Source organism: Streptomyces sp. NPDC107471, assembly GCF_055582845.1.
Genome location: NZ_JBVJPC010000013.1, coordinates 1 through 19,013 on the forward strand (window position 1 = coordinate 1; position 19,013 = coordinate 19,013).

Annotated in this window: 14 protein-coding genes and 1 pseudogene; 5 read left to right on the forward strand and 10 right to left on the reverse strand. The window is 70.1% G+C overall.

Translation table 11 applies throughout. From position 1 onward, the window contains the following. Positions 1-413: 413 nt before the first annotated feature. On the forward strand, positions 414-1,175 hold the full coding sequence (locus tag ACZ66S_RS34200) for a hypothetical protein (RefSeq protein WP_469905438.1): 762 nt from the start codon (positions 414-416) through the stop codon (positions 1,173-1,175). 20 nt (positions 1,176-1,195) lie between these two features. Here ACZ66S_RS34200 and ACZ66S_RS34205 read toward each other — a convergent pair. From ACZ66S_RS34205 to ACZ66S_RS34220, 4 genes and pseudogenes are all read right to left on the reverse strand, one after another. Further along, a pseudogene (locus ACZ66S_RS34205) lies at positions 1,196-1,675 on the reverse strand (hypothetical protein). Positions 1,676-1,714: 39 nt separating this feature from the next. Then, positions 1,715-1,906, reverse strand: coding sequence for a hypothetical protein (locus tag ACZ66S_RS34210; protein WP_469905439.1), 192 nt, complete (start codon positions 1,904-1,906; stop codon positions 1,715-1,717). 15 nt (positions 1,907-1,921) lie between these two features. Then, complete coding sequence (locus ACZ66S_RS34215) at positions 1,922-2,050, reverse strand: hypothetical protein (protein WP_469905440.1); 129 nt, start codon at positions 2,048-2,050, stop codon at positions 1,922-1,924. 711 nt (positions 2,051-2,761) lie between these two features. Further along, entirely contained in the window at positions 2,762-3,709 is a 948-nt protein-coding gene (locus tag ACZ66S_RS34220; RefSeq protein WP_469905441.1) for an NADP-dependent oxidoreductase, read from the reverse strand. Positions 3,710-3,969: 260 nt separating this feature from the next. On the opposite strand from ACZ66S_RS34220, the gene ACZ66S_RS34225 reads away from it, so the two are divergent. Further along, complete coding sequence (locus tag ACZ66S_RS34225; RefSeq protein ID WP_469905442.1) at positions 3,970-4,473, forward strand: MarR family winged helix-turn-helix transcriptional regulator; 504 nt, start codon at positions 3,970-3,972, stop codon at positions 4,471-4,473. 151 nt (positions 4,474-4,624) lie between these two features. On the opposite strand, the gene ACZ66S_RS34230 is transcribed toward ACZ66S_RS34225, so the two are convergent. The 3 genes from ACZ66S_RS34230 to ACZ66S_RS34240 all read right to left on the reverse strand — a co-directional run bounded on the left by ACZ66S_RS34230 (position 4,625) and on the right by ACZ66S_RS34240 (position 8,754). After that, positions 4,625-5,746, reverse strand: a complete 1,122-nt coding sequence (locus ACZ66S_RS34230) for an epoxide hydrolase family protein (protein WP_469905443.1) — start codon at positions 5,744-5,746, stop codon at positions 4,625-4,627. Between the two features lie 230 nt (positions 5,747-5,976). Further along, complete coding sequence (locus ACZ66S_RS34235) at positions 5,977-7,488, reverse strand: FAD-dependent monooxygenase (RefSeq protein WP_469905444.1); 1,512 nt, start codon at positions 7,486-7,488, stop codon at positions 5,977-5,979. Positions 7,489-7,533: 45 nt separating this feature from the next. Further along, a complete protein-coding gene (locus ACZ66S_RS34240; protein WP_469905445.1) occupies positions 7,534-8,754 on the reverse strand; it encodes an SGNH/GDSL hydrolase family protein in 1,221 nt (406 codons plus the stop codon). Positions 8,755-8,996: 242 nt separating this feature from the next. On the opposite strand from ACZ66S_RS34240, the gene ACZ66S_RS34245 reads away from it, so the two are divergent. Next, on the forward strand, positions 8,997-12,341 hold the full coding sequence (locus ACZ66S_RS34245) for a BTAD domain-containing putative transcriptional regulator (RefSeq protein WP_469905446.1): 3,345 nt from the start codon (positions 8,997-8,999) through the stop codon (positions 12,339-12,341). A gap of 134 nt (positions 12,342-12,475) precedes the next feature. Here ACZ66S_RS34245 and ACZ66S_RS34250 read toward each other — a convergent pair whose 3' ends face one another. The 3 genes from ACZ66S_RS34250 to ACZ66S_RS34260 form a co-directional block, all read right to left on the reverse strand. After that, positions 12,476-13,780, reverse strand: a complete 1,305-nt coding sequence (locus ACZ66S_RS34250; protein WP_469905447.1) for a C-glycoside deglycosidase beta subunit domain-containing protein — start codon at positions 13,778-13,780, stop codon at positions 12,476-12,478. Positions 13,781-13,842: 62 nt separating this feature from the next. Then, a complete protein-coding gene (locus ACZ66S_RS34255; protein WP_469905448.1) occupies positions 13,843-15,186 on the reverse strand; it encodes an MFS transporter in 1,344 nt (447 codons plus the stop codon). A 318-nt stretch (positions 15,187-15,504) separates the two neighbouring features. Then, positions 15,505-16,776, reverse strand: coding sequence for an ROK family protein (locus ACZ66S_RS34260; RefSeq protein WP_469905449.1), 1,272 nt, complete (start codon positions 16,774-16,776; stop codon positions 15,505-15,507). Positions 16,777-16,896: 120 nt separating this feature from the next. Between ACZ66S_RS34260 and ACZ66S_RS34265 the strand changes: the two genes are divergently transcribed. Together ACZ66S_RS34265 and ACZ66S_RS34270 are read left to right on the forward strand one after the other, a co-directional pair. Beyond that, positions 16,897-17,964: a Gfo/Idh/MocA family protein gene (locus tag ACZ66S_RS34265; protein WP_469905450.1), complete on the forward strand. Its 1,068-nt coding sequence runs from the start codon at positions 16,897-16,899 to the stop codon at positions 17,962-17,964. Continuing rightward, positions 17,961-18,881, forward strand: coding sequence for a sugar phosphate isomerase/epimerase family protein (locus ACZ66S_RS34270; RefSeq protein ID WP_469905451.1), 921 nt, complete (start codon positions 17,961-17,963; stop codon positions 18,879-18,881). Before ACZ66S_RS34265 ends, ACZ66S_RS34270 begins: the two co-directional genes overlap by 4 nt. Positions 18,882-19,013: the final 132 nt, after the last annotated feature.

A 19,013-nucleotide genomic window follows, 5' to 3' on the forward strand; every position in this document is an offset into this window, starting at 1 on the left:
CAACGGCTCGATCACCGCCCACGACTCATCAGTCAGCTCATGACGACGCACCACGAACAGACCAACGACACGGGCACTTTGCGGACACGACCTAGAACACATCCAGCCGACAGGCGAGAGCCATGCCGCCACCTCGGCCACCGTCTCTTCATCAGTCCACACAACTCACGATGATCAACGGCGGCCACGTCCCTACCAACACCGAGACGACCAGCAAGTTCACGATCTACGGCTGGAGTACCGCAGATCTTTGATGGCCGGGGTTACGCAGATGCGGAGTTCAGCCCTGCCTCGGCAGGCACATCTGCCTTCTGGGGCGTCTAGGCTCTGCTGCCGTGGGGGAAGCAATCAGTGGTTCTGCAGCAGGAGTTGTCCTTGCACACGGCCGTACCCGGATGTGGGTGCACCGAGGCGTGCTGCACTGGAGGCAGGAACGAAGGACCATCACCGTTCCGGGGGCGCAGATCCGCCGAGTCGAGGTCGCGGGGAAGTCGCTGGAGGTGGTCCTCTCCGAGGATGCTGTCGACAGGGCGATACGGGTTCGGCATCGCAACGAAGTGGTGGTCGCCGCGCTCGGTGCCGAGATTGAAGCGCTCATCGGTGACATGGGCTCGTCGGATGTCCGACTGCCAGTGCAGCGGCAGTCGGTGCGGGTGTGGCCCTTGCGCGCGCTCGCTGGCCTGCGTGCTTGTCTGCGGCATGGCAGTCCGAGGTGGCGGCGTGCTCTCTGGTACGTGAGCCTGGGGCTTCCCTTGGCCGTGGGGCTTCCGGTGGACCGCCCTTTGGGGTTCTTCGCCTGGCTGTTGTTGCCGCTGAGCGTCGTGTTGCTGCGCATGTGGGTGGGCATGGCCGAGCTGGACACGCGGTGGGTGCTATGGCGGCGAGGCATTACCGTGCGGGCGAGATTTGAATTCGACCACGCCAACGAAGGCAGCAGTCACATCGCCCACTTCCGCACGCTCGACGGCCAGGAGGTCACGGCGCACCCTGCACTGCGAGGACGGCGGGACGAGATTCGATACGACCCCGAGGACCCTTCACGTGTGCTCGCACCGACCCGTATGGCCTGGCTAGGAATCGCCCTGGTCGCGTTCATGGTCACCGGTTGCTGGGGTGTTGCCTTCGGCATTCCGGCAGTTCTCTGGGTGAGCAAAGTGCTGTTGCTGCTGTTCTAGGAGATCTTCAATGGCTGAGATCAGGGCGGTTGGACGTCGAGCCTGGCCTTGGCGATATGACCTTCGTTGAGACGGGGGAGGTACTGCCTTCGTTCCAGTCGCGTCTTCACCGACACGGTGAGCTGGTCGAGGCTGTGTTACGGCGGCAACTGATAGACGCTCAGCCAGCATTTGGCGGCGATCGGATCATGCATGGTGCGGCTGACGGCCTTTGGGCGGCCTCAGGCCCAGGCCTGCTTCGTCCTCGAAGCAGAGCCAGGCGTCCAACACCTGCTCCAGAACGCTGAGTTGTCTCGCCTCCAGCTTGCAACGGGCTCCACCGGGACCCTTGGAGGCCAGGGCCTGTCGACCGCCCGAATCCAACGCCCGCCGCCAGCGGTTCGCCGACATCCTGGTCTCCCTGAATCGTCGGGCCACCTCCCGGTCACTGGCGCCGGCTTCGATCAGATCAGCGGCTTCGGACGGACCCGCTCACGGCGAGCCCGTTCCTCGACGGCCAATCTGAGCCGTTGAGGATCTCTAGGTCGTGGACGACGCCCTCAGCCCACGACTCCTGTTGCGTAAAGCAGCCCGAGAACAGCCAGGACCGTCCCGATCAGGCGGAAGGCAAGCGTGTTGGACGCTCCGAAGCGGGCATGGGACTGCCCGCCGAGAGTGGTCGCCATACGTGGGCCCATGAATGCGGTGATCAGCCCAAAAAGTGCGATAAGGATGCCGACGACGACATGCATGTCCGCTCTCCTGACTCAGCGACGACGCTTGACGTACATGATGCCGACGAAGATCGCGCCCGCGTTGAACAGACCGATAGCCAGGTAAGGAGACCACGAGGGGCCATCGGGCCGGTTGTTGGCGAGGCTGATGAGCGCAGGCATTTGCAGTCTCCCCGTCGTGTCAGTCAGAGGTGCATTCGGCAGTTCCGAAGCACTTACCAGAGCTCCGCATGTACCCACGCCGTCCTCGTTGATGCCTACGCCAGCACGACAACAGGCCGTCTGACAGCGGCCTCGATGACCGTACGACGGGGCGCGATGAAGCGTGGCCCGCAGATCGCAGATCAGGGCGCATCCGAGGGTGGGGAGGGCTTCGTGGATGTCGTCCCGGATCTCCCAGCCGGATCAGCAGACTGTGAAATTGGTGCAGGACGCGCGCCAAGCCCCAGCGTTGCATGCCGAGTTCGGAGCCGTGGTCGGTACTGCGGCGGGCTATCACCGGTGCACTCAGAATGTCCGGATGAAGTGCTTCCTGCGTCCTTCCCGACGAGACGAGAGGATGAGGGACCGCACGATGGCCGCCGGGGCCGGAGTTGGCCATTGCGGCGGCCGCCTGCACGCATGTCCACTTCGGCCAGCTCCGCACGCCGCATGGACGTCTACTCGGCGCCCCCTGCGTTCGGATCGACCTGAGGATCTGAGTGCGGTCAGCGGTGGCGCGGCGGGCGACGTCGGAGCCGTAGACGACACATCGCGCCACAATGTCCCACTGCTGGTCGTGTGGCCGTCGCCATGCGCAATCGGAGCCAGCGCCTCGGCGATTTCGAGATCCAAGCTGGGCGCCATGGCCGTCTCCGTCAGTGGGGGATCGGCTCAGACGACGGCGGGCGGGACCACAATGACCTTGCCGTGCACTCCGCCTTCGGCCGCCCGGGCGTGCAGCGTCGACAGTTCGGCCAGCGGCACTCGTTCGGCGACGTCGACGCGCAACTGGCCGCTGTCGATCAGCGCCACCAAGCGCGACAACTGATCGGCGTCGCTGCGGACGTAGAGGTCGATGCCGCGCACGCCGCGCTCCTCGTCGGTGGGTGCGGGCATCCACACCGTCGTGTTCACGACGACACCGCCGGGACGGACCAGCTCGACGAGCGAGGCAAGTTCGGCCGGGTCGACCGGTGCGAGGTTGAGCACGACATCGACCGGCTCGGTCACCGCCGCGGTCACCCCGGTGGCGGTGTGGTCGATGACCTCATCCGCGCCGGCCGATACGACCGCCTCGCGGCTGCGCGGGCTAGCCGTGGCGATCACATGGGCCTCGGCACCCTTGGCGAGCTGCACGGCGTAGGCGCCGACCGCTCCCCCGGCACCGTTGATCAACACGCGTTGCCCGGCCGTCAGCTCGGCGTGGTCGAACAGGGCCTGCCATGCGGTGAGGCCTACGGTCGGCAGCGCGGCGGCGTCGGCGAGCGGGACGCTCTTGGGCGCCGGGGTCAGTACCTCCGCCGGTGCGAGGACGTACTGTGCTGCGGCGCCGTTGCCGTCCATCGGCAGGAAGCCGATGACGTCGTCGCCGACCGCGACGCCTTCCACGCCCTCGCCCAGGGCGTCGACCGTACCGGCGACGTCAATGCCTGGCGTGTGCGGCAGCTCCACCGGTATGGGGCCGCGCATGAAGCCGCCGCGGATGTTGCCGTCGACGGAGTTGAAAGACGTCGCCGCGACGCGGACACGAACCTCACCGGTCCCGGGGACCGGCTGTTCCACGTCCTCGTAGCGCAGGACGTCCGGGTCGCCGTACTCGTGGAAACGCACTGCCTTCATGGGGGTTCTCACCTTCACCGCGATCCAAGTTGCTTCGAATTCGAAGCAACTGTTGAGGACAGTACTCCTGCTTCGAATTCGAAGCAAGTGCGGCCGGACGGGAACCTCCCGAGAGCAGGCAGCAGGCGGCACCCGCGTGCCGGAGAGGGGATGCGGCGAGCGTCGGCGTGGCCTCCACCAGCCCATCCGCCGTCACGACCTGGCTCCGCGGGAGACACGGCAAGCCGCGCCCTTCGAATTCGAAGCAGTAGACTCCGGCCATGTCTGATTCGCCGCCGTCGCTCGACCCCGTGCAGCTCGGCGCCTACTTCGATCTCGTCGAGGTGTCCAACCTGCTGCGGCATGCGGTCGAGCAGCAACTGCGCGAGGCGGGTGATCTCAGCTATGTGCAGTTCCAGCTCCTGGCCCGCCTCGGAGACTCGCCGACGGGCAGCCATCGCATGACCGACCTGGCCGACGGCGTCGTCTACAGCCGCAGCGGCCTGACCTACCAGGTAGGCCTGCTCGAGAAAGAGGGCCTGGTCGTCCGCGCACCCTCGCCGGATGACGAGCGGAGCGTCACCGTCACCCTCACCGAGGCCGGACGTGAGCTGCTCGCGAAGGTACTGCCGGGGCACGTAGAGGTGGTCAACTCCCTCTTGTTCGCGCCGCTTTCGGACGACAACGTCAAGGCTCTCGCCGGCCTGCTGGCACCGGTGCGCGAGCACATGCGCTCGACGCCGCCCCGCTCGGCAGCACCTCGCCGACGCAAGGGCGGAGCGTAGGGGGTCGGCAGGCGTCGGAGCCCCGGGGACCGCTGCGGATCAGAACGCGGCAGGTCGGGCCGCGTCTGCGGCCACCTCCAGTGACCCGGGCGACCATGTAACGAGGCCGCATTCGCTGACCGTACTCAAGGCACTGCCGCCCAAACCAACATCACGGAGCCACATCCCCCCGCCCCACCAGACCAACCGCCGCACGCACGCCGGCCACGTACTCCGACGGGCACTCCCACGCCGCGAAGTGGCCGCCTGCCGCCTCCTCCCTCCAGGAGCGGACGTCGAAGAAGCGGGCCGCGAACTCGCGGGGCGCGTTGACGAGGTCCTTCGGAAAGATCGTGAACGCCGTGGGGATGTCGATGCGTTCGGTCGGCTTCGACGCGCTCTCGGCGTAGGGGGTGAAGGAGGTGCCGATCGCGCCGCTGACCCAGTACGCCGTGATCCACGTGAGCAACTCGTCCCGGGTGAACACCCTTTCCACATCGCCGCCGCAGTCGGTCCACGTCCGCAGCTTCTCCAGGAGCCAGGCGGCCAGGCCCGCGGGCGAGTCACCGAGCGCCACCGCCAAGGTGTGCGGCTTGGTGGCCTGTTCATGCATGTAACCGCCCTCCGTGGCCTGCCAGTTGTGACCGTGCCGGACGTACGCCCGCTCCGCTTCGGACAGGTCCTTCGGCGGGTCCACCAGAAAGCGGTACTGCGAGACGTCCGTCAGGTGCAGGGCGGCGACGCGGTCGGGGTGAGCGGCGGCCAGTGCCTCGGCGACGTCGCAGCCCACGTCGCCGGCGGACACGACGTAGCGCTCGTAGCCGAGTTCGGTCATGGCGGTGGCGATCGCCTCGGCCATGTCCCGGGACGACATGCCGCGGCGGGCGACCGGCGCGGCGAACGGGAAACCGGGCAGGGCCGGGACGACCACATGGAAGTCGGACAGCAGGGGCCAGACCTTCTCGAAGCGCAGGACGGAGTCGGGCCACCCGTGCAGGAGCACCACCGCCATCGCGTCTGCGCGCGCCGCTCGCAGGTGGACTGCCCGTACGGGTGCCTCGACCGGGCCGGCCAGGACCCAGGGCAGGGCGCGGAGCCGGGCTTCGTGCTCGCGCCAGTCGTAGGAGCGGGCCCAGTAGGAGATGAGGTCCGCGAGGTAGTCGCCGTCGACACCGCGTTCCCATCCCCACCCGGTCGGGACGTCGACCCGGCGGTAGCCGCGCAGACGCAGGCGCAGGTCGTCGAGCACCGACTGCTCCACGGCCGAGGGAGCGGCCTGTTCCGTGCTGATCATGCTTCGTGGTCCTGTTCCGTGCTGATCATGCTTCGTGGTCCTCTCGTTCGTTCAGGACGTGTCACATGTCCGCGTCCCGGTCGCCTAGGAACGCTTCTGAGAGGCGTCTGCCCCGGAGGAACCGGGGCGTGACAGGTGACCGCCGAAAGTGACCACCTGGGCATGAACCAGAGCGCACGACGGGCCGCCTCCGCCCTCCCCCGCCGCCGCCATGCCAATGCAGTAAATGGTCAGGCGCCGCCGAACCACCGGACCGCGGCGCGCACGAACTCGTCCAGGTCAGGGTCGACTCCGTCAGCCCAGGCGACGACTCCGTCCGGACGGACGAGCAGCGCCCCGCAGCCCACCTCGTTCCTGGCTGATCCGGCGAGGTACCGAATCGGGTTGCCGCTGTCGGCGACGGCACCGGCCAGCGTCCGCCCGGGGGTGAAGTCGACGACGATGCCGTGGCCCTCGCGCATGTGGTCGCTGAGGTGTGTTCCGTCCGTGAAGTGGAAGTCGGGGACGTTGCGGCCGACGAGGGGGTGTGCGCTGCCCAGGTCGTAGCGCTGGGAGGAGCCCGACGTCCGGTTGTAGACGTACGTGGTTCCGTCGGGGGTGTTCAGCAGGTCGGCCAGGAGCGCCTGGAGGGCCTGGGAGTGCGGGCCCGGCTTCATAACCGCGCTCTGGGCACGGGTCCAGTCCAGGATCTGTGCTCCGACCGGATGGCGTTCTCTCGTGTACGTGCCGAGGAGGCCGTCGGGGGCGTGACCGCGCACGGTCGCGGCGAGCTTCCAGCCCAGGTTCATGGCGTCGCCGATGCCGGTGTTGAGTCCCTGTGCGCCCAGGGGTGAGTGGATGTGGGCGGCGTCGCCGGCGAGCAGGACGCGGCCTCGCTGGTAGGAGGTGGTCTGCTTCGCACGGTCGGTGAAGGTCGACGCGAGCAGGACCTCGTCGAGGGTGACGTCGGTGCCGAAGACGTGGCGCAGCACGCTCTGGAGGTGCTGGACGGTCGGCGGCTGGGCGCGGTCGTAGGATCCGCCGTCGAAATCGACAACGCCGATGTGTCCGGGGGTGGGCATCCGCAGGTACATGCCGGTAGGGGTGAGGTTGAAGCCGGGCTGGAGTTTCTCGGGGTCGGCGACGGTCGCGAGCATGGTGTAGCCGGTGAACTGCGGTTCGGTGCCGGTGAATTCGAAACCCGCCAGGCCTCGGACCGTGCTGCGTCCGCCGTCGCAGCCGACGAGCCAGCGTCCCTCGTGTTCGTGGTCGCCGGCCCGCACGGTGACGCTGTCGGTGCCCTGGCGCAGCTCCGACACCCTGGCGCCGCGGCGGATGCGCACACCTACCTTGGCCGCTTGCCGCGCCAGTACGGTTTCGACCGCTTCGAGGCTGGTCATCACGCCTTCGAGCACGGGACCGGGGAGTCGGTAGGGCAGGGCGTCCGTGTCGATGTCGGCCGCGTCGAGCATCATGCCGGCGAAGTGCGCCACGCTGCGCGGTGCCGGTGCCGTGTCCAGGTCTTCGTCCACGGTGCCGTACTCCTCGACGCCGGAGGTGATGAGGAGCTCCCGCAGCATCCCGCGCCGGTGGAAGACCTCGACCGAGCTCGCGGACAGGCCGCGCATGCCGAGGGGCATCGTCTTCCACGGGGTGCTGCCCTCTTCCTGCTCCAGGACCAGGACATCGCAGCCGGCGAGTCCGAGTTCGCAGGCCAGCAGGAGGCCGACGGGGCCTGCGCCCGCTATCAGTACGTCATGCATCAGTCGTTCCGCTCGTGGTCGTGACGGGGCGTGGACAGGCGGGGCTCACCGGAACAGCGTCAGGTCGACGGAGTCGCCCAGTGCCCGGCAGCCGGCGTCGTTGCCGTGCAGGTGGTCGCCAGCGTGGAAGTCCTCCCTGATGCGGCTCGGGTGGGCGGGGTCGCTCCAGACGGCGTCGAAGTCCAGGACCGCGTCGAAGGCGCCGCTCGCACGGATCCACTCGTTGACCGCGCGGCGCACCCGCTCGCCTTCCGGGGTGAAGATGTCGTCGCCCTCGTACGGCGTGAGGGTGGCCGCGTACACGCGCACCCCGCGGACGCGGGCACGGGCGATGACCTGGCGATAGCCCGCGATCAGGTCGTCGGCGGTCACCGGGGCGCCGGGGAACATGGCAAGGAAGTCCGGCGAGGGGCCGCTGCCGTCCCGAGGCGCGTACGAGACGCCGATGTCGCCCAGGCCGATGGCCACGACGACGTGGGCCAGACCGGGCGTGGCCAGTACGTCGCGGTCGAAGCGGGCCAGAGCTGCCTCGCCGAGCCCTTCGTTCAGCAGCCGATTGCCGCTGATGCCCTGGTTGGAAACGCAGATCGCGGGCCTGCCGCGCTCCGCGAGGCGCTCGGCGAGGCGGTCGGTCCAGCGCCGGTTGGTGTCGGGCGTGGTCCCCGAGCAGTCGGTGTTGGAGTCGCCGATGACCACGAGCGTGGTCTGGGGAACGTCCGCCCGGACGTCCATCCCGGAGACAAGGGCCTGCAGAGGCAGCGACTCGGCCGTGGCGGGCAGAGCCAGCGCGTCGACCTGGTTGCCCGGCATGGTCCACGCGGTCTGTACGCCCATGGCGTGGCAGGTGGGGCTCTTGACCGCCTCCGGCAGGTACAGGCTGACGGACAGCTCCGACAGGGCCGGCGTGGACAGTTCGACGGGGTCGCTGAGCATCGGCGCTCCGGTCGGGACGGTCACAGCCGGCCTGCCGTCGAAGGTGAGGATCCGTTCGCTGCCGGGCCTGATCCCGCCGTCCGGTGCCGCCAAGGCGATCCGGGCAGCCCCGACGACCAGTGGCGCGGTGCCGTACTCGTTGGTGACGCGCAGGCGTACCTGCCGCCCGCCTCCGCTGATGCGGACCACCTGGCGCAGGGTCGTGTCGGCGAACGAGGGAGGGGGGCCGAACGCTTCGATCGGTGCGTGGGGCGAGGCACCCCACGTCCGGGCCCAGCCGTCGTCCGCCGTGCCCGCACCGGCGATGGTCGTGCTGTTGGTGATCCCAGTCATCGGGAACCGCCTCCATTTCGGATTGTCGCGGGGAGCGTCGTGTCCGCCGCGCTACGAAGAGGCTGGCGCCGTGCGCTCACAGGAGGCGCACACCGCGCTGACACGAGGACTCCTCGGGAAGACACGTCGTGTGAGTTGCCCGAGGGGGGTGATCGAGTGGCCGTCCCCTCTCCTCCGAACCGGAGTGTTGCCGGGCGTGGGCGGATTTGGCTGCGCCTGTGCGCTCACGCGAGGATGAGCGGATGGACGGGGAGGCGCGGCTGCGCATCGCGGTGCTCGGCACGTTCCAGGTGTCGCGGGGCGGGACCGCGGTGGCCGTGCCGGGGGCCAGGCTCCAGCATCTGGTGGTGCGGCTGGCACTGGCCGGAGGTGCGCCGGTCGGGCAGCGGACGCTGATCGACGCGATCTGGCCCGAGGACGTTCCCGCGGACCCGGCTCACGCCTTGCAGGCGCTCGTGTCGCGGCTGCGCAGGACGTTCGGCTCCGCGTCGACGGTCGTACAGGCCGCGGGCGGCTACCGGCTGGCGGTGGACGCACCGGACGTGGACGCGCTGTGCTTCGAGCGCCTCACGGCGGCTGGACGGGAGCGTCTGCGGGCACGGGATCCGCGTGGTGCGGCAGCCCTGCTCCGGGAAGCGATGGCCCTGTGGGTCGGGCCTCTGGGCGCACCACCTGCCGTGGTGACCGCGGTCGAGCCAGCCGCGGCAACCCGTCTGGCCCAGGCCTCACTTGAGGCGGTCGCCGACCTCGCCGAGGTCGAACTCGCCCTCGGCGACGCCGTTCCGGCCGCCGACCGGCTGAACAGTCTGCTGTCCGAACAGCCCCTGCACGAGCGGGGCTTCGCGTTGCTCATGGATGCCCTGGCCGTCCAGGGACGTCAGGGCGAGGCGCTGACCCGCTACGAACACTTTCGCCGACACCTGGCCGAGTCCTTCGGCACCGATCCCGGTGCCGCACTGCGTGCACGGCACCTGCGTCTGCTGCGCGCCGAACAGGAGCCGGAACCGACCGCCTTCGCCGCGCGCACCAAGGCCCCTGCACAGTCGAGCAATCTGCCCGCCGCTCTGACCGACTTCATCGGACGGACTGACGAACTCGCCCGGATCGACGCCCTGTTCACATCCGGCCGCCTGGTCACGGTGCTCGGTCCCGGCGGAGCCGGCAAGACCCGCCTGGCCGTCGAGAGCGTCAGACACCGGCAGCACGCCTATCCCGACGGTGCCTGGCTGGTCGATCTCGCCTCGCTCACCGAACCCGGCAAGGTCGGCGCCGCGGTCCTGGCGGCGGTCGGCCTGCGCGGCCCCGCGTTCTCGGACACCGGAGCGCCACGCGATCGCTTCCTGGACTCCGGAACGCCACGCGATCGCTTCCTCAACGCCGGAACGCCGCACGATCGCTTCCTCGACGCCGGACCCCCGCACGACCAGTTCTCGGACGACGTCGACGCACTGGCCGATCACCTCCGCGGCCTCGACATCCTGCTCGTGCTGGACAACTGCGAGCACGTCATCGACACCGCGGCACACCTCACCTCGGCGCTGCTGCGGCGCTGTGCCGGTCTGCGCGTGCTGGCCACCAGCCGCGAGCCACTCGCCGTCGACGGGGAGGCGCTGGTACCGCTCGGCCCGCTGCCTGTGCCCGGCCCCGACGCGGACGTGGAAGCGGTCCGCAATACGGCCTCGGTATGCCTGTTCACGGAGCGCGCGGCGGCAGTGCGCCCCGGCTTCGAGGTCGACGAAGACAATCTCGCCGACGTGCTGCGCATCGTGCGCGACCTGGACGGTCTGCCGCTCGCACTGGAACTGGCGGCGGCCCGTCTGCGCACCCTCTCCCTGACCGACCTGGCGAGAGGGCTCACCGACCGGTTCCGACTCCTCATCACCGGCAACCGCACCGCCTCGGCCCGCCACCGCACCCTGAGCGCCGTCATCGCCTGGAGCTGGGACCTCCTCGACGAGGACGCACGAACCGTCGCGGAGCGCATCGCCGTACTGCCCGGCGGTGTCACGCCCGCATCGGCCGCGGCCGTCTGCACCGGAACCGCGGTCCCGGTCCGCGCCGTCCCCGACCTTCTCGCCGCCCTGGTCGACCGGTCCCTGCTCCAACTCGCGCCCGCCGGCGGCCGATACCGCATGCTGGAGACGATCCGCCAGTACGGGCTGGAACGTCTGGCCGAGCACCGGGCTCCGACTGACGTACAGGACCTGGCCGCCCGATACTTGGCCGATCTGGTCGCCCACTACGACCCGCTGACCCGGGGCCCCCGACAGATCGAAGCCCTCCGTACCCTGCGCTCCGAGCACGACAACGTCATCGCCGCCCTGCGCCACCTCTGCGACAACGGGCCGGCCGACAGGGCCGTCGCGCTGGCACTCGACCTGACCTGGTACTGGCAGATGCAGAGCCGTCACGAGGACGCCACCTACTGGCTTGAGCAGGCCGTTTCCCTACCCGCCGAGCGCTCCGACGTCCGGCACGACATCGCCCGAGCGATGCTCCGACTCCACGCGCACGCCGGCCAGGGCGCCCTGTTCCAGGACCTCGTCCACGAAGGCGACGCAGAACTGCGTGCCCTCACCGACCGGCTGCTCGGCCGCCGCTCACCCCCGGATTTCGCCGGCGCCCTGACCGCCGTCGGACTCGCCCTGCTGAACAGGACCGGGGAGAACGAGGCGCTCCTGCAAAGCCTCATCGACGGACCGGACACCTGGCTCGCCGGCTACACCCACATCTCACGCGCCCATGCCTGCGAGAACAGCGGCGACCTCGACCGGGCACGCGAGGACGTCACGGCGGCCCTGCACTGCTTCACCCGGGCCGGCGATCTCTGGGCCGCAGCCATGGCGCTGCCGCTGCGCTCCCTCCTGCGCCAGTACGACGGCGAACTGATCGCAGCCCTCGACGACTTGCGGGAGGCGAAACGGCTGGCGGAGCAGTTCGGGGCCCTCAGCCTCGGCGACGAGATCTTCCTCGCCCTGCGCCAGTTCGACCTCCTGATCCGTCTTGAGCGGACGGCTGAGGCCACCGACCTCCTCACCGCCACCCGCCGACGCGCACTGCGATCGACCTCACCCGAGATGGCCGTCCTGCTCGACGCCCGCGAGTCCCGCCTGCACATGCAGACCGGTGACCTGGACCGCGCCGGCCGGCTCATCGACGCGGCCGAGGCCCGACTGGGCGAGCCTGATCCGCACGGCGGCGAGCACGGCCAGGCCCTGATCGCCACCGTGCGGGGTGAGTTCTGCATGCGGAACGCCGACGGACAGGCAGCCGCACACGCACTGCACAGGGCGTACGCAGCCGCGCGCCGCAGCCGCGACCTGCCTCTCGTGGCCACCGTGGCGGTGACCGTGGCCGGCTTGGCGGAGCTGTACGCGCGCCCCCACGACGTCGCCGCCCTGCTCGGCGCCGCCGCCCGCCTGCGTGGCGCCCACGACCCCACCGACCCGCACATCCGAGCACTCCGCACCCGCACGCAGGCGATTCTCGGCGAGCCGGACTTCACCACGGCGTACGGCGGCGGCTGGGAACTCGACGTGCCTGCCGCGTGGGACCGGGTCGATCCGGCGTTGCTGCTGGACGGGTGAGCCGGTTGTCCACGTGCGGGCGGGTGCGGGCGGCGTATCCCGGCAAGGGCTTCGAGTCCTCGGCTCGCTTGGGGCGTCGCCGCTGGACCATGGGAGCCACGAGGCCTGGGTGCCGCCGACTGACCCACCGGGCGCTATGGGCGCAGGGCCGAGTTGTTCCCTGCCAGGGTCCGCAGCAGGGCGTGCTGACGGCGCACCTGGTCGCGGCCGCGGTAGGGCTCGCGGCGGCCCTCGTACTCACTGGACAGCCAGCCCCGCCACCCGGCCGCGCGCAGGGTGGCGAGGATCTCCGGCCAGGGGATGTGCAGGTCCGTGAGGTGGTCGTCGATCTCGAAGAACTTCGCCTGGATGAAGTGCACGTGCGGCAGTACGTCGGCCAGGTCGCTCATGGGGACGGCGAGGGGTTCCAGGAAGACGGGCCGCTTCTTGCCCTCGAAGCCCTCGTGACCGTCGTCGACCGGCTCCGTCTGGAAGATGCCTGTGTCGATGAGCAGCTTGAAGTGCTCGCTGCCGGTCCGGGCGATGAAGTCGAGGTACGCCTGGGTCACGGGGTGCTTGATCGGGGTGGGGCTGTGGATCTCCGGGCAGATGACGATGCCGAGGTCGGCCGCGAGGTCGAGGACCCCTTCGACGGCGGGCTGCCAGACAGGGTGCGGGTCGAGTTCGGGGGTGACGACGCCGAACTTCGGGCGGATCGAGGTGAAGCCGAGCAACTGGGCCATGCGCAGGTCGCGTTCGAGCTGGGCGCGGGCCTCCTCGACGGTGAGGTCCCGCGTCCGCCACATGGCGGTGTCGACCCAGGAGCCGTAGTTCGTCGGGGTGAGCCCGTACCGGTCCAGGAGCCGGTGCCAGGTGTCGATCCAGGCCGGGTCGGGGTGCGGGTAGCCGGGGACGTTGCCCTCGCCGAGGATCTCGATGCCCTTCGCACCGAGGTCGGCGATGTCGGCCATGGCGTCCTCCAGGCTCATGGAGGTGTAGAGGTCGCCGGAGTAGCTGTAGAGCGAGATGCCGTAACGCAGTCTGTGGCCGTCGGTGTCGGCGGGCACGATCGTGGTGGTGGCGATGGAGCGGAACACCGACGGTCCGGCGATCGCGGGGATGTAGGGCCGGCGGAGGTGGACGGCGACCTCGACGTGGTGGACGCCCGCGCTCAGGCCGCCGGGATGGGGGACGTACAGCGTGGCGGTCTCGTCGAGCTGCCACCGTACGTCCGTCGAGGCGCGCAGTTCGCCGAGAGTGAAGGTGCGGCCCTGAAGTGTCCAGTGCTGTGCCTCTCGGGGGAAGGTCCGGCCGTCGACGACGATGTCGGCTCCGTCGACGAGACTGCCCGCGACGCCGCGGTAGTTGGGGTTGCGCAACTGGAGCTGGAAGCCCGTGACACCGGTGCCGTCGGTCCTGTTGGCGAAGCCTCGCTGCTGGATGATCGGGCGTTCGAGCATGGTCGTCCTTCGTGGCTGGTTGGTGCTGGGTGGAAAGGCTGGTCGGCGACCGGGTGCCTTCGTCATGCGGGGCGCTTTTCCAGGGCGTACAGGCTCATGCAGGCGGCCTGCACCAGGCAGAGCAGGGCGGGAAGCCCGATGAAGGCCCATTCGATGGCCTGGCCGGCCTCGGCGGAGACATGTCCGGCGCGGTATCCGCCCCAGGCGAGCGCCCAGGCGAAGAAGGATCCGCCGAGCGCGGTGCCGACCTTGGTGGCGAAGCTGTAACCGGCGTACAGCAGGCCCTCGTCGCGGCGGCCGGTGAGGGTCTCGTGGTGGTCGATGGTGTCCGAGACGAGCGCCGGCGCGGCGACGAAGCCGAATCCGCCGAGCAAGTTGGCGAGGAGGAAGACCGCGATGAAGACCGCCGGCTGTCCGTCCAGGAAGAAGAGGACGACGTAGAGGACGGCTGTGGCGACGAGGCCGAGGTTGATGCCACGGCGCTTGCCGGTGCGGCGCAGGACCCAGGGGGTGACGAGGGAACCGGCCAGCGCGGAGACGGAGAAGGCGAGCAGGATGTAGCTCGTGGCCCAGGTGTCGTCGAGGACGTCACGGGCGTAGTAGACGGCTCCGGCGGTGATGATGCCCAACCGGACGAAGGCGGCGAGGGACGCGGCGCTCACGCCGAGCCAGTGGCGGTTGCGAGACAGGGAGGCGAGGGCGCTCATGGAAGTGGTCTCGCGGGGGGCCGGCGGGGCGGGGCATTCCCGGCACAGCAGGGCGACGACCCAGTAGAGCAGCGTGCCGACTGTGCCGAGGACGACGGCCATGCCCATGAAGCCTCGGGCGCGGTCGGCGCCGCCGATGGCTCCGACGAGCGGCATGACGGCGAGGGATACGACGATCAGGCCCAGGGAGGCGCCGACGAACCGGTAGCCGCTCATCTTGAGGCGGGTGTCGGCGTCGTCGGTGAGCATGGGGAGCATCGCGCCGTAGGGGACGTTGACGAGCGAGTGGCACACGCCGACGGCGACGAAGGTGACCACGGCCCAGATCACCCCATTGGTGCCGGTGCCGGGCGAGGTGAACGCCAGGGCGAAGGCGAGGCCGAGGAGAGGTGCGGCAAAGATCAGGTAGGGGCGGGCGCGGCCGAAACGGCTGCGGGTGCGGTCGACGGCCAGGCCGACCAGGGGGTCGATCACGGCGTCCGCGATCCGGCCGACCAGCAGGACGGTGCCGGCGGTGGCGGCGGCCAGGGCGGCGACGTCCGTGTAGAAGTACAGCAGGAAGGCCGTGAGGGTGGTCCAGGTCAGGTTGGACGCCAGGTCGCCGAGTCCGTAGCCGAACTGGGCTGGGCGACCCAGGGGCCGCGGCTCGGCAGAGGACCGGGCGGCCACGCCGGTGGCGGGTGAGGGAACGGCACTCATCGTCGAGTCCCTTCGGGAGAATGGGGCTGGCCGCCACGTGCTCGGGCACAAGGCATGGGGACGGACGGGCGGCTGCCGGTGACTGCGGCGGGCCTCGTCGTGAGTCCGCTCGCTGCCGTCGGAACTTATGCATGCCGTAGACATAAGTCAATGGTCCACGTCATACCTGTGTCCGACATGAGCACATGAACACCCTGATCCGCTGGTCCCGAGACACCTCCGGCCCGGGCCGGCCCCGTACGTCGGCGCACGCCGACCCCGTACGGGGGATCCGCGTCGGAGCCGCCCCCGAGACCTGTGCCTGTCACCCGGAGGCCGTCAGATCCCGCCCACCAGCCGCGCCGGATCAACCGATGAGGGCCTTCCGCCCGGCGCCCACGCGGCCAGCGCGTCCGCCGACAGGAGGGCGTCGACGGCGAGGTGCGCGCCGCCCGCCACTCCTGCGGTGTCACCGGCGACGGAGGCCCGCACGGCCAGGTCCGCCGAGGCCAGCGGCAGGGCGCGACTGCGTACGGTGTGGTCGACGACGCGCAGGAAGGTGTCCGCGCCGGTGACCGCGCCACCACCGAAGACCAGCACGTCGGGATTGTAGAAGTTGACCAGGGCGGCCATCAGGCTGCCGATGCGCTCACCGGCGCGCGCCACCGCGGTCAGGCACCACGGGTCCCCCGCCACGACTCCCTGCCCGATGTCGGCGGGCGTGATCTCCCCGGTCGTCCGGTGGATGTCCGCCAGAAAGCGGCTGCGGCCCTCGTGGACGGCGGTGACCGCGTCCCGGGCCAGCGCCCAGCCGCCCGCGAGCGCCTCAAGGCACCCGGTCCGACCGCACCGGCACATCACGGAGTTGTCCTCCAGCACGCGCGCGTGCCCGATGTCACCAGCCGCGCCCTTGCTGCCACGGTGGACCGCACCCCCGCTGACCAGGCCTGCGCCGATGCCGGTGCCGGCCTTCACGAAGATCATGTGCTGGTCGTCGGCCAGCCCGGTGGCCCGGGCCTCGCCGAGGGCGAGCAGGTTGGCGTCGTTGTCGACCCAGACCGGTACGCCGTGCCGCTCCTGGAGCCGTCCCCGGATGTCGAAGCCGTCCCAGCCGGGCATGATCGGCGGCTGCGAGGGCCGCCCCGTTGCGAACTCCACGGGACCGGGTACACCGATCACCACGGCCCACAGTCGCGCCGGATCGCGGTCCTTCAGCAGCGCCTCGAACTGGCCGCCGAGGAACTCCAGGGTCTCCTCGGGGCCGCGCGCGACGGGCCACTCCAGATGCCGGTGGTCCAGCACCCCGGCGTCGAGGTCCGTGACGGCCGCGTCGAGCGCAGCGGCGCCGAGCACCGCCGAGAGCACCAGGCCCTCCTCGGAGCGGAAGCGCAACCGACGGGGCGCCCGGCCGCCGCTCGACGGACCGGTGTCGGCGTCCTCCAGCAGTCCCAGCGCGATGGCCTCCTCGACCCGCTGGGAGATCACGGTGCGTCCCAGCAGGGCGGCGGCCCCGAGTTCGGGACGGGTCCGTGCCCGGTTGCGGCGCACGAGGCCCAGAACGGTGGCGAGAGCCTCGTACTGATCGACTGCGGTGGGGGTTCGGCGCGTCATGACGACATCATCCCGCACTTCTGCCGTGACGGAACACACCCTTGACTACTTTTGCACGTCACGTGCAATAGTGCTCCGTGTGCACACCCACACCCACCCCAAGATGAGGCGGAGGCTGCCATGACGCAGCAGGTACGGGCCGCGATCGTAGGTACGGGCTTCATGGGGTCCGTCCACGCCCGCGCCGTCACGGCGGCCGGCGGCCGGGTCCAGTTCGTCTCCGGGAGCTCGCCCGCCCGCGCCCGCGAACGCGCTGCCACCGTCCCCGGCGCCGAACCGGCCTCCTACGAGGACGTGCTGGCCTCGGACGTGGACATCGTCCACGTCTGCACACCGAACCACCTGCACCACGACATGGCCCGGCGGGCGCTGGAGGCCGGGAAGCACGTGGTCTGCGAGAAACCGCTGGCGGTCTCGGTCAAGGAGGCGGCCGACCTCGTGGAGCTCGCCGCGCGCACGGGCCGGGTCGCCACCGTCCCCTTCGTCTACCGCTTCTACGCCTCGGTTCGGCTGGCCCGCGCGCTGATCGCGGCCGAGGAGCGGGGGCCGTGGCTGCTGCACGGCTCCTACCTCCAGGACTGGCTGGCCGATCCGGCGGCCGACAACTGGCGGGTGGACACCGGCAGCGGTGGCGACAGTCGGGCCTTCGGTGACATCGGCATCCACTGGTGCGACCTCACGGAGTTCGTCACCGGGCAGCGCATCACGGCCGTCCAGGCCACGCTCGGCCGCGCCCACCCGGTCCGCGCCGGCCGGGCGGTCGGCACCGAGGACGGCGGAGTGGTCTCCTTCCGCACCGACGCCGGCGCACTGGGTTCCCTGGTGATCAGCCAGGCCAGCGCCGGGCGCAAGAACCGGCTGTGGTTCTCCTTCGACGGGCCGGACGCCAGTTACGCCTTCGACCAGGAGAAACCCGAACATCTCTGGGTCGGCGGCCGGGACACCGACCGCGTGCTCAGCCGCGATCCCGCCCGCGCCGGAGGACGCCCGGACGCGCTGCCGCCCGGCCATCCGCAGGGCTATCACGAGTGCTTCGCCGACTTCGTCGCCGACACGTACGCCGCCGTGCGCGGCGAGAGCGTCGACGGCCTGCCGACCTTCGACGCCGGGTTGCGCGCCGCCCGCCTGACGCAGGCCGTGCTCGACTCCGCCGCCGATGACGCCGCTTGGACGGAGATCCCCGTATGAAACTCGGCATGCTCACCGCCTGTCTGCCCACCTGGCCGCTGGAGCGGGTTGCCCACTGGGCCGCGCGGACCGGTTACGAACGCCTGGAGGTGGCCGTCTGGCCGGGCACCGGAGGACGCGACTTCGAAGCGTCGCACATCGAGGTCGCCCGATTCGACGGGAGGGAACGCGAGCGCGTTCAGCGGCTGCTGGACGACAACGGGCTGGAGATCTCAGCTCTGGCCTACTACGAGAACAACCTGCACCCCGACCCCGCCCGTCGCGCCGAGATCCGCACTCACCTCAAGCACGCCGTCGAGGCCGCCCAAGCCCTCGGCGTGCCCAGTGTCGGCACGTTCATCGGTCGCGACCCGTCCCTGAGCGTGCATGAGAACCAGCGCGAGGCGGAACGGATCCTGCCCGAACTCGTCGATCACGCGGGTGAACGCGGGGTCAAGCTGATCATCGAGAACTGCGTGATGGAGGGCTGGCACCCCGACGGCCACCCCGGCAACATCGCCTACTCCCCCGAGTTGTGGGAGTGGATGTTCTCCCTCGGCCTCCACCTCAACTGGGACCCCTCGCACCTGATGTGGCTCGGCATCGACCCGCTGGCCACTGTCCTGCCGTACGCGGACCGGATCGTGCATGCCCAGGCCAAGGACATCGAGCTGGACCCGGTGGCCCGCAACCGCTACGGATTCTTCGGCACCACCGACAAGAAGGGCGATCCCTGGGCCACCGGCTGGTGGCGCTACCGCGTCCCGGGCCGCGGACAGGTCGACTGGACCCGTGTCGTCGACCGCCTCTACGACGCCGGCTTCACCGGCACTCTGTCCGTCGAGCACGAGGACCCGCTGTGGGGCGGCACGCCGGAGAAGGTCTGCCGGGGCCTGGCCATTGCCCACCAGACCCTGCGCCCCCTCGTCGTGGCCTGAGCCTGTCCTGCCGCCGTGCCTTGACCTCGTCTTCCCTGCCGTGGCTCGACCCCATCCTCGGCGTCGTCGCTCACTCCGCCCCCCTTCGTGGCTGAACCCGTCCTCTCCTCGTGGCCCGACCCTCATTCCCGG

Bases quoted from the DNA above. Each gene is read 5' to 3' on its own strand.
- ACZ66S_RS34270 (WP_469905451.1), top strand. From the start codon at position 17,961: ATGAAACTCGGCATGCTCACCGCCTGTCTGCCCACCTGGCCGCTGGAG.
- ACZ66S_RS34265 (WP_469905450.1), top strand. From the start codon at position 16,897: ATGACGCAGCAGGTACGGGCCGCGATCGTAGGTACGGGCTTCATGGGG.
- ACZ66S_RS34245 (WP_469905446.1), top strand. From the start codon at position 8,997: ATGGACGGGGAGGCGCGGCTGCGCATCGCGGTGCTCGGCACGTTCCAG.
- ACZ66S_RS34240 (WP_469905445.1), bottom strand. From the start codon at position 8,754: ATGACTGGGATCACCAACAGCACGACCATCGCCGGTGCGGGCACGGCG.
- ACZ66S_RS34215 (WP_469905440.1), bottom strand. From the start codon at position 2,050: ATGCCTGCGCTCATCAGCCTCGCCAACAACCGGCCCGATGGCCCCTCG.
- ACZ66S_RS34260 (WP_469905449.1), bottom strand. From the start codon at position 16,776: ATGACGCGCCGAACCCCCACCGCAGTCGATCAGTACGAGGCTCTCGCC.
- ACZ66S_RS34220 (WP_469905441.1), bottom strand. From the start codon at position 3,709: ATGAAGGCAGTGCGTTTCCACGAGTACGGCGACCCGGACGTCCTGCGC.
- ACZ66S_RS34230 (WP_469905443.1), bottom strand. From the start codon at position 5,746: ATGATCAGCACGGAACAGGCCGCTCCCTCGGCCGTGGAGCAGTCGGTG.
- ACZ66S_RS34255 (WP_469905448.1), bottom strand. From the start codon at position 15,186: ATGAGTGCCGTTCCCTCACCCGCCACCGGCGTGGCCGCCCGGTCCTCT.
- ACZ66S_RS34225 (WP_469905442.1), top strand. From the start codon at position 3,970: ATGTCTGATTCGCCGCCGTCGCTCGACCCCGTGCAGCTCGGCGCCTAC.
- ACZ66S_RS34235 (WP_469905444.1), bottom strand. From the start codon at position 7,488: ATGCATGACGTACTGATAGCGGGCGCAGGCCCCGTCGGCCTCCTGCTG.
- ACZ66S_RS34250 (WP_469905447.1), bottom strand. From the start codon at position 13,780: ATGCTCGAACGCCCGATCATCCAGCAGCGAGGCTTCGCCAACAGGACC.
- ACZ66S_RS34210 (WP_469905439.1), bottom strand. From the start codon at position 1,906: ATGCATGTCGTCGTCGGCATCCTTATCGCACTTTTTGGGCTGATCACC.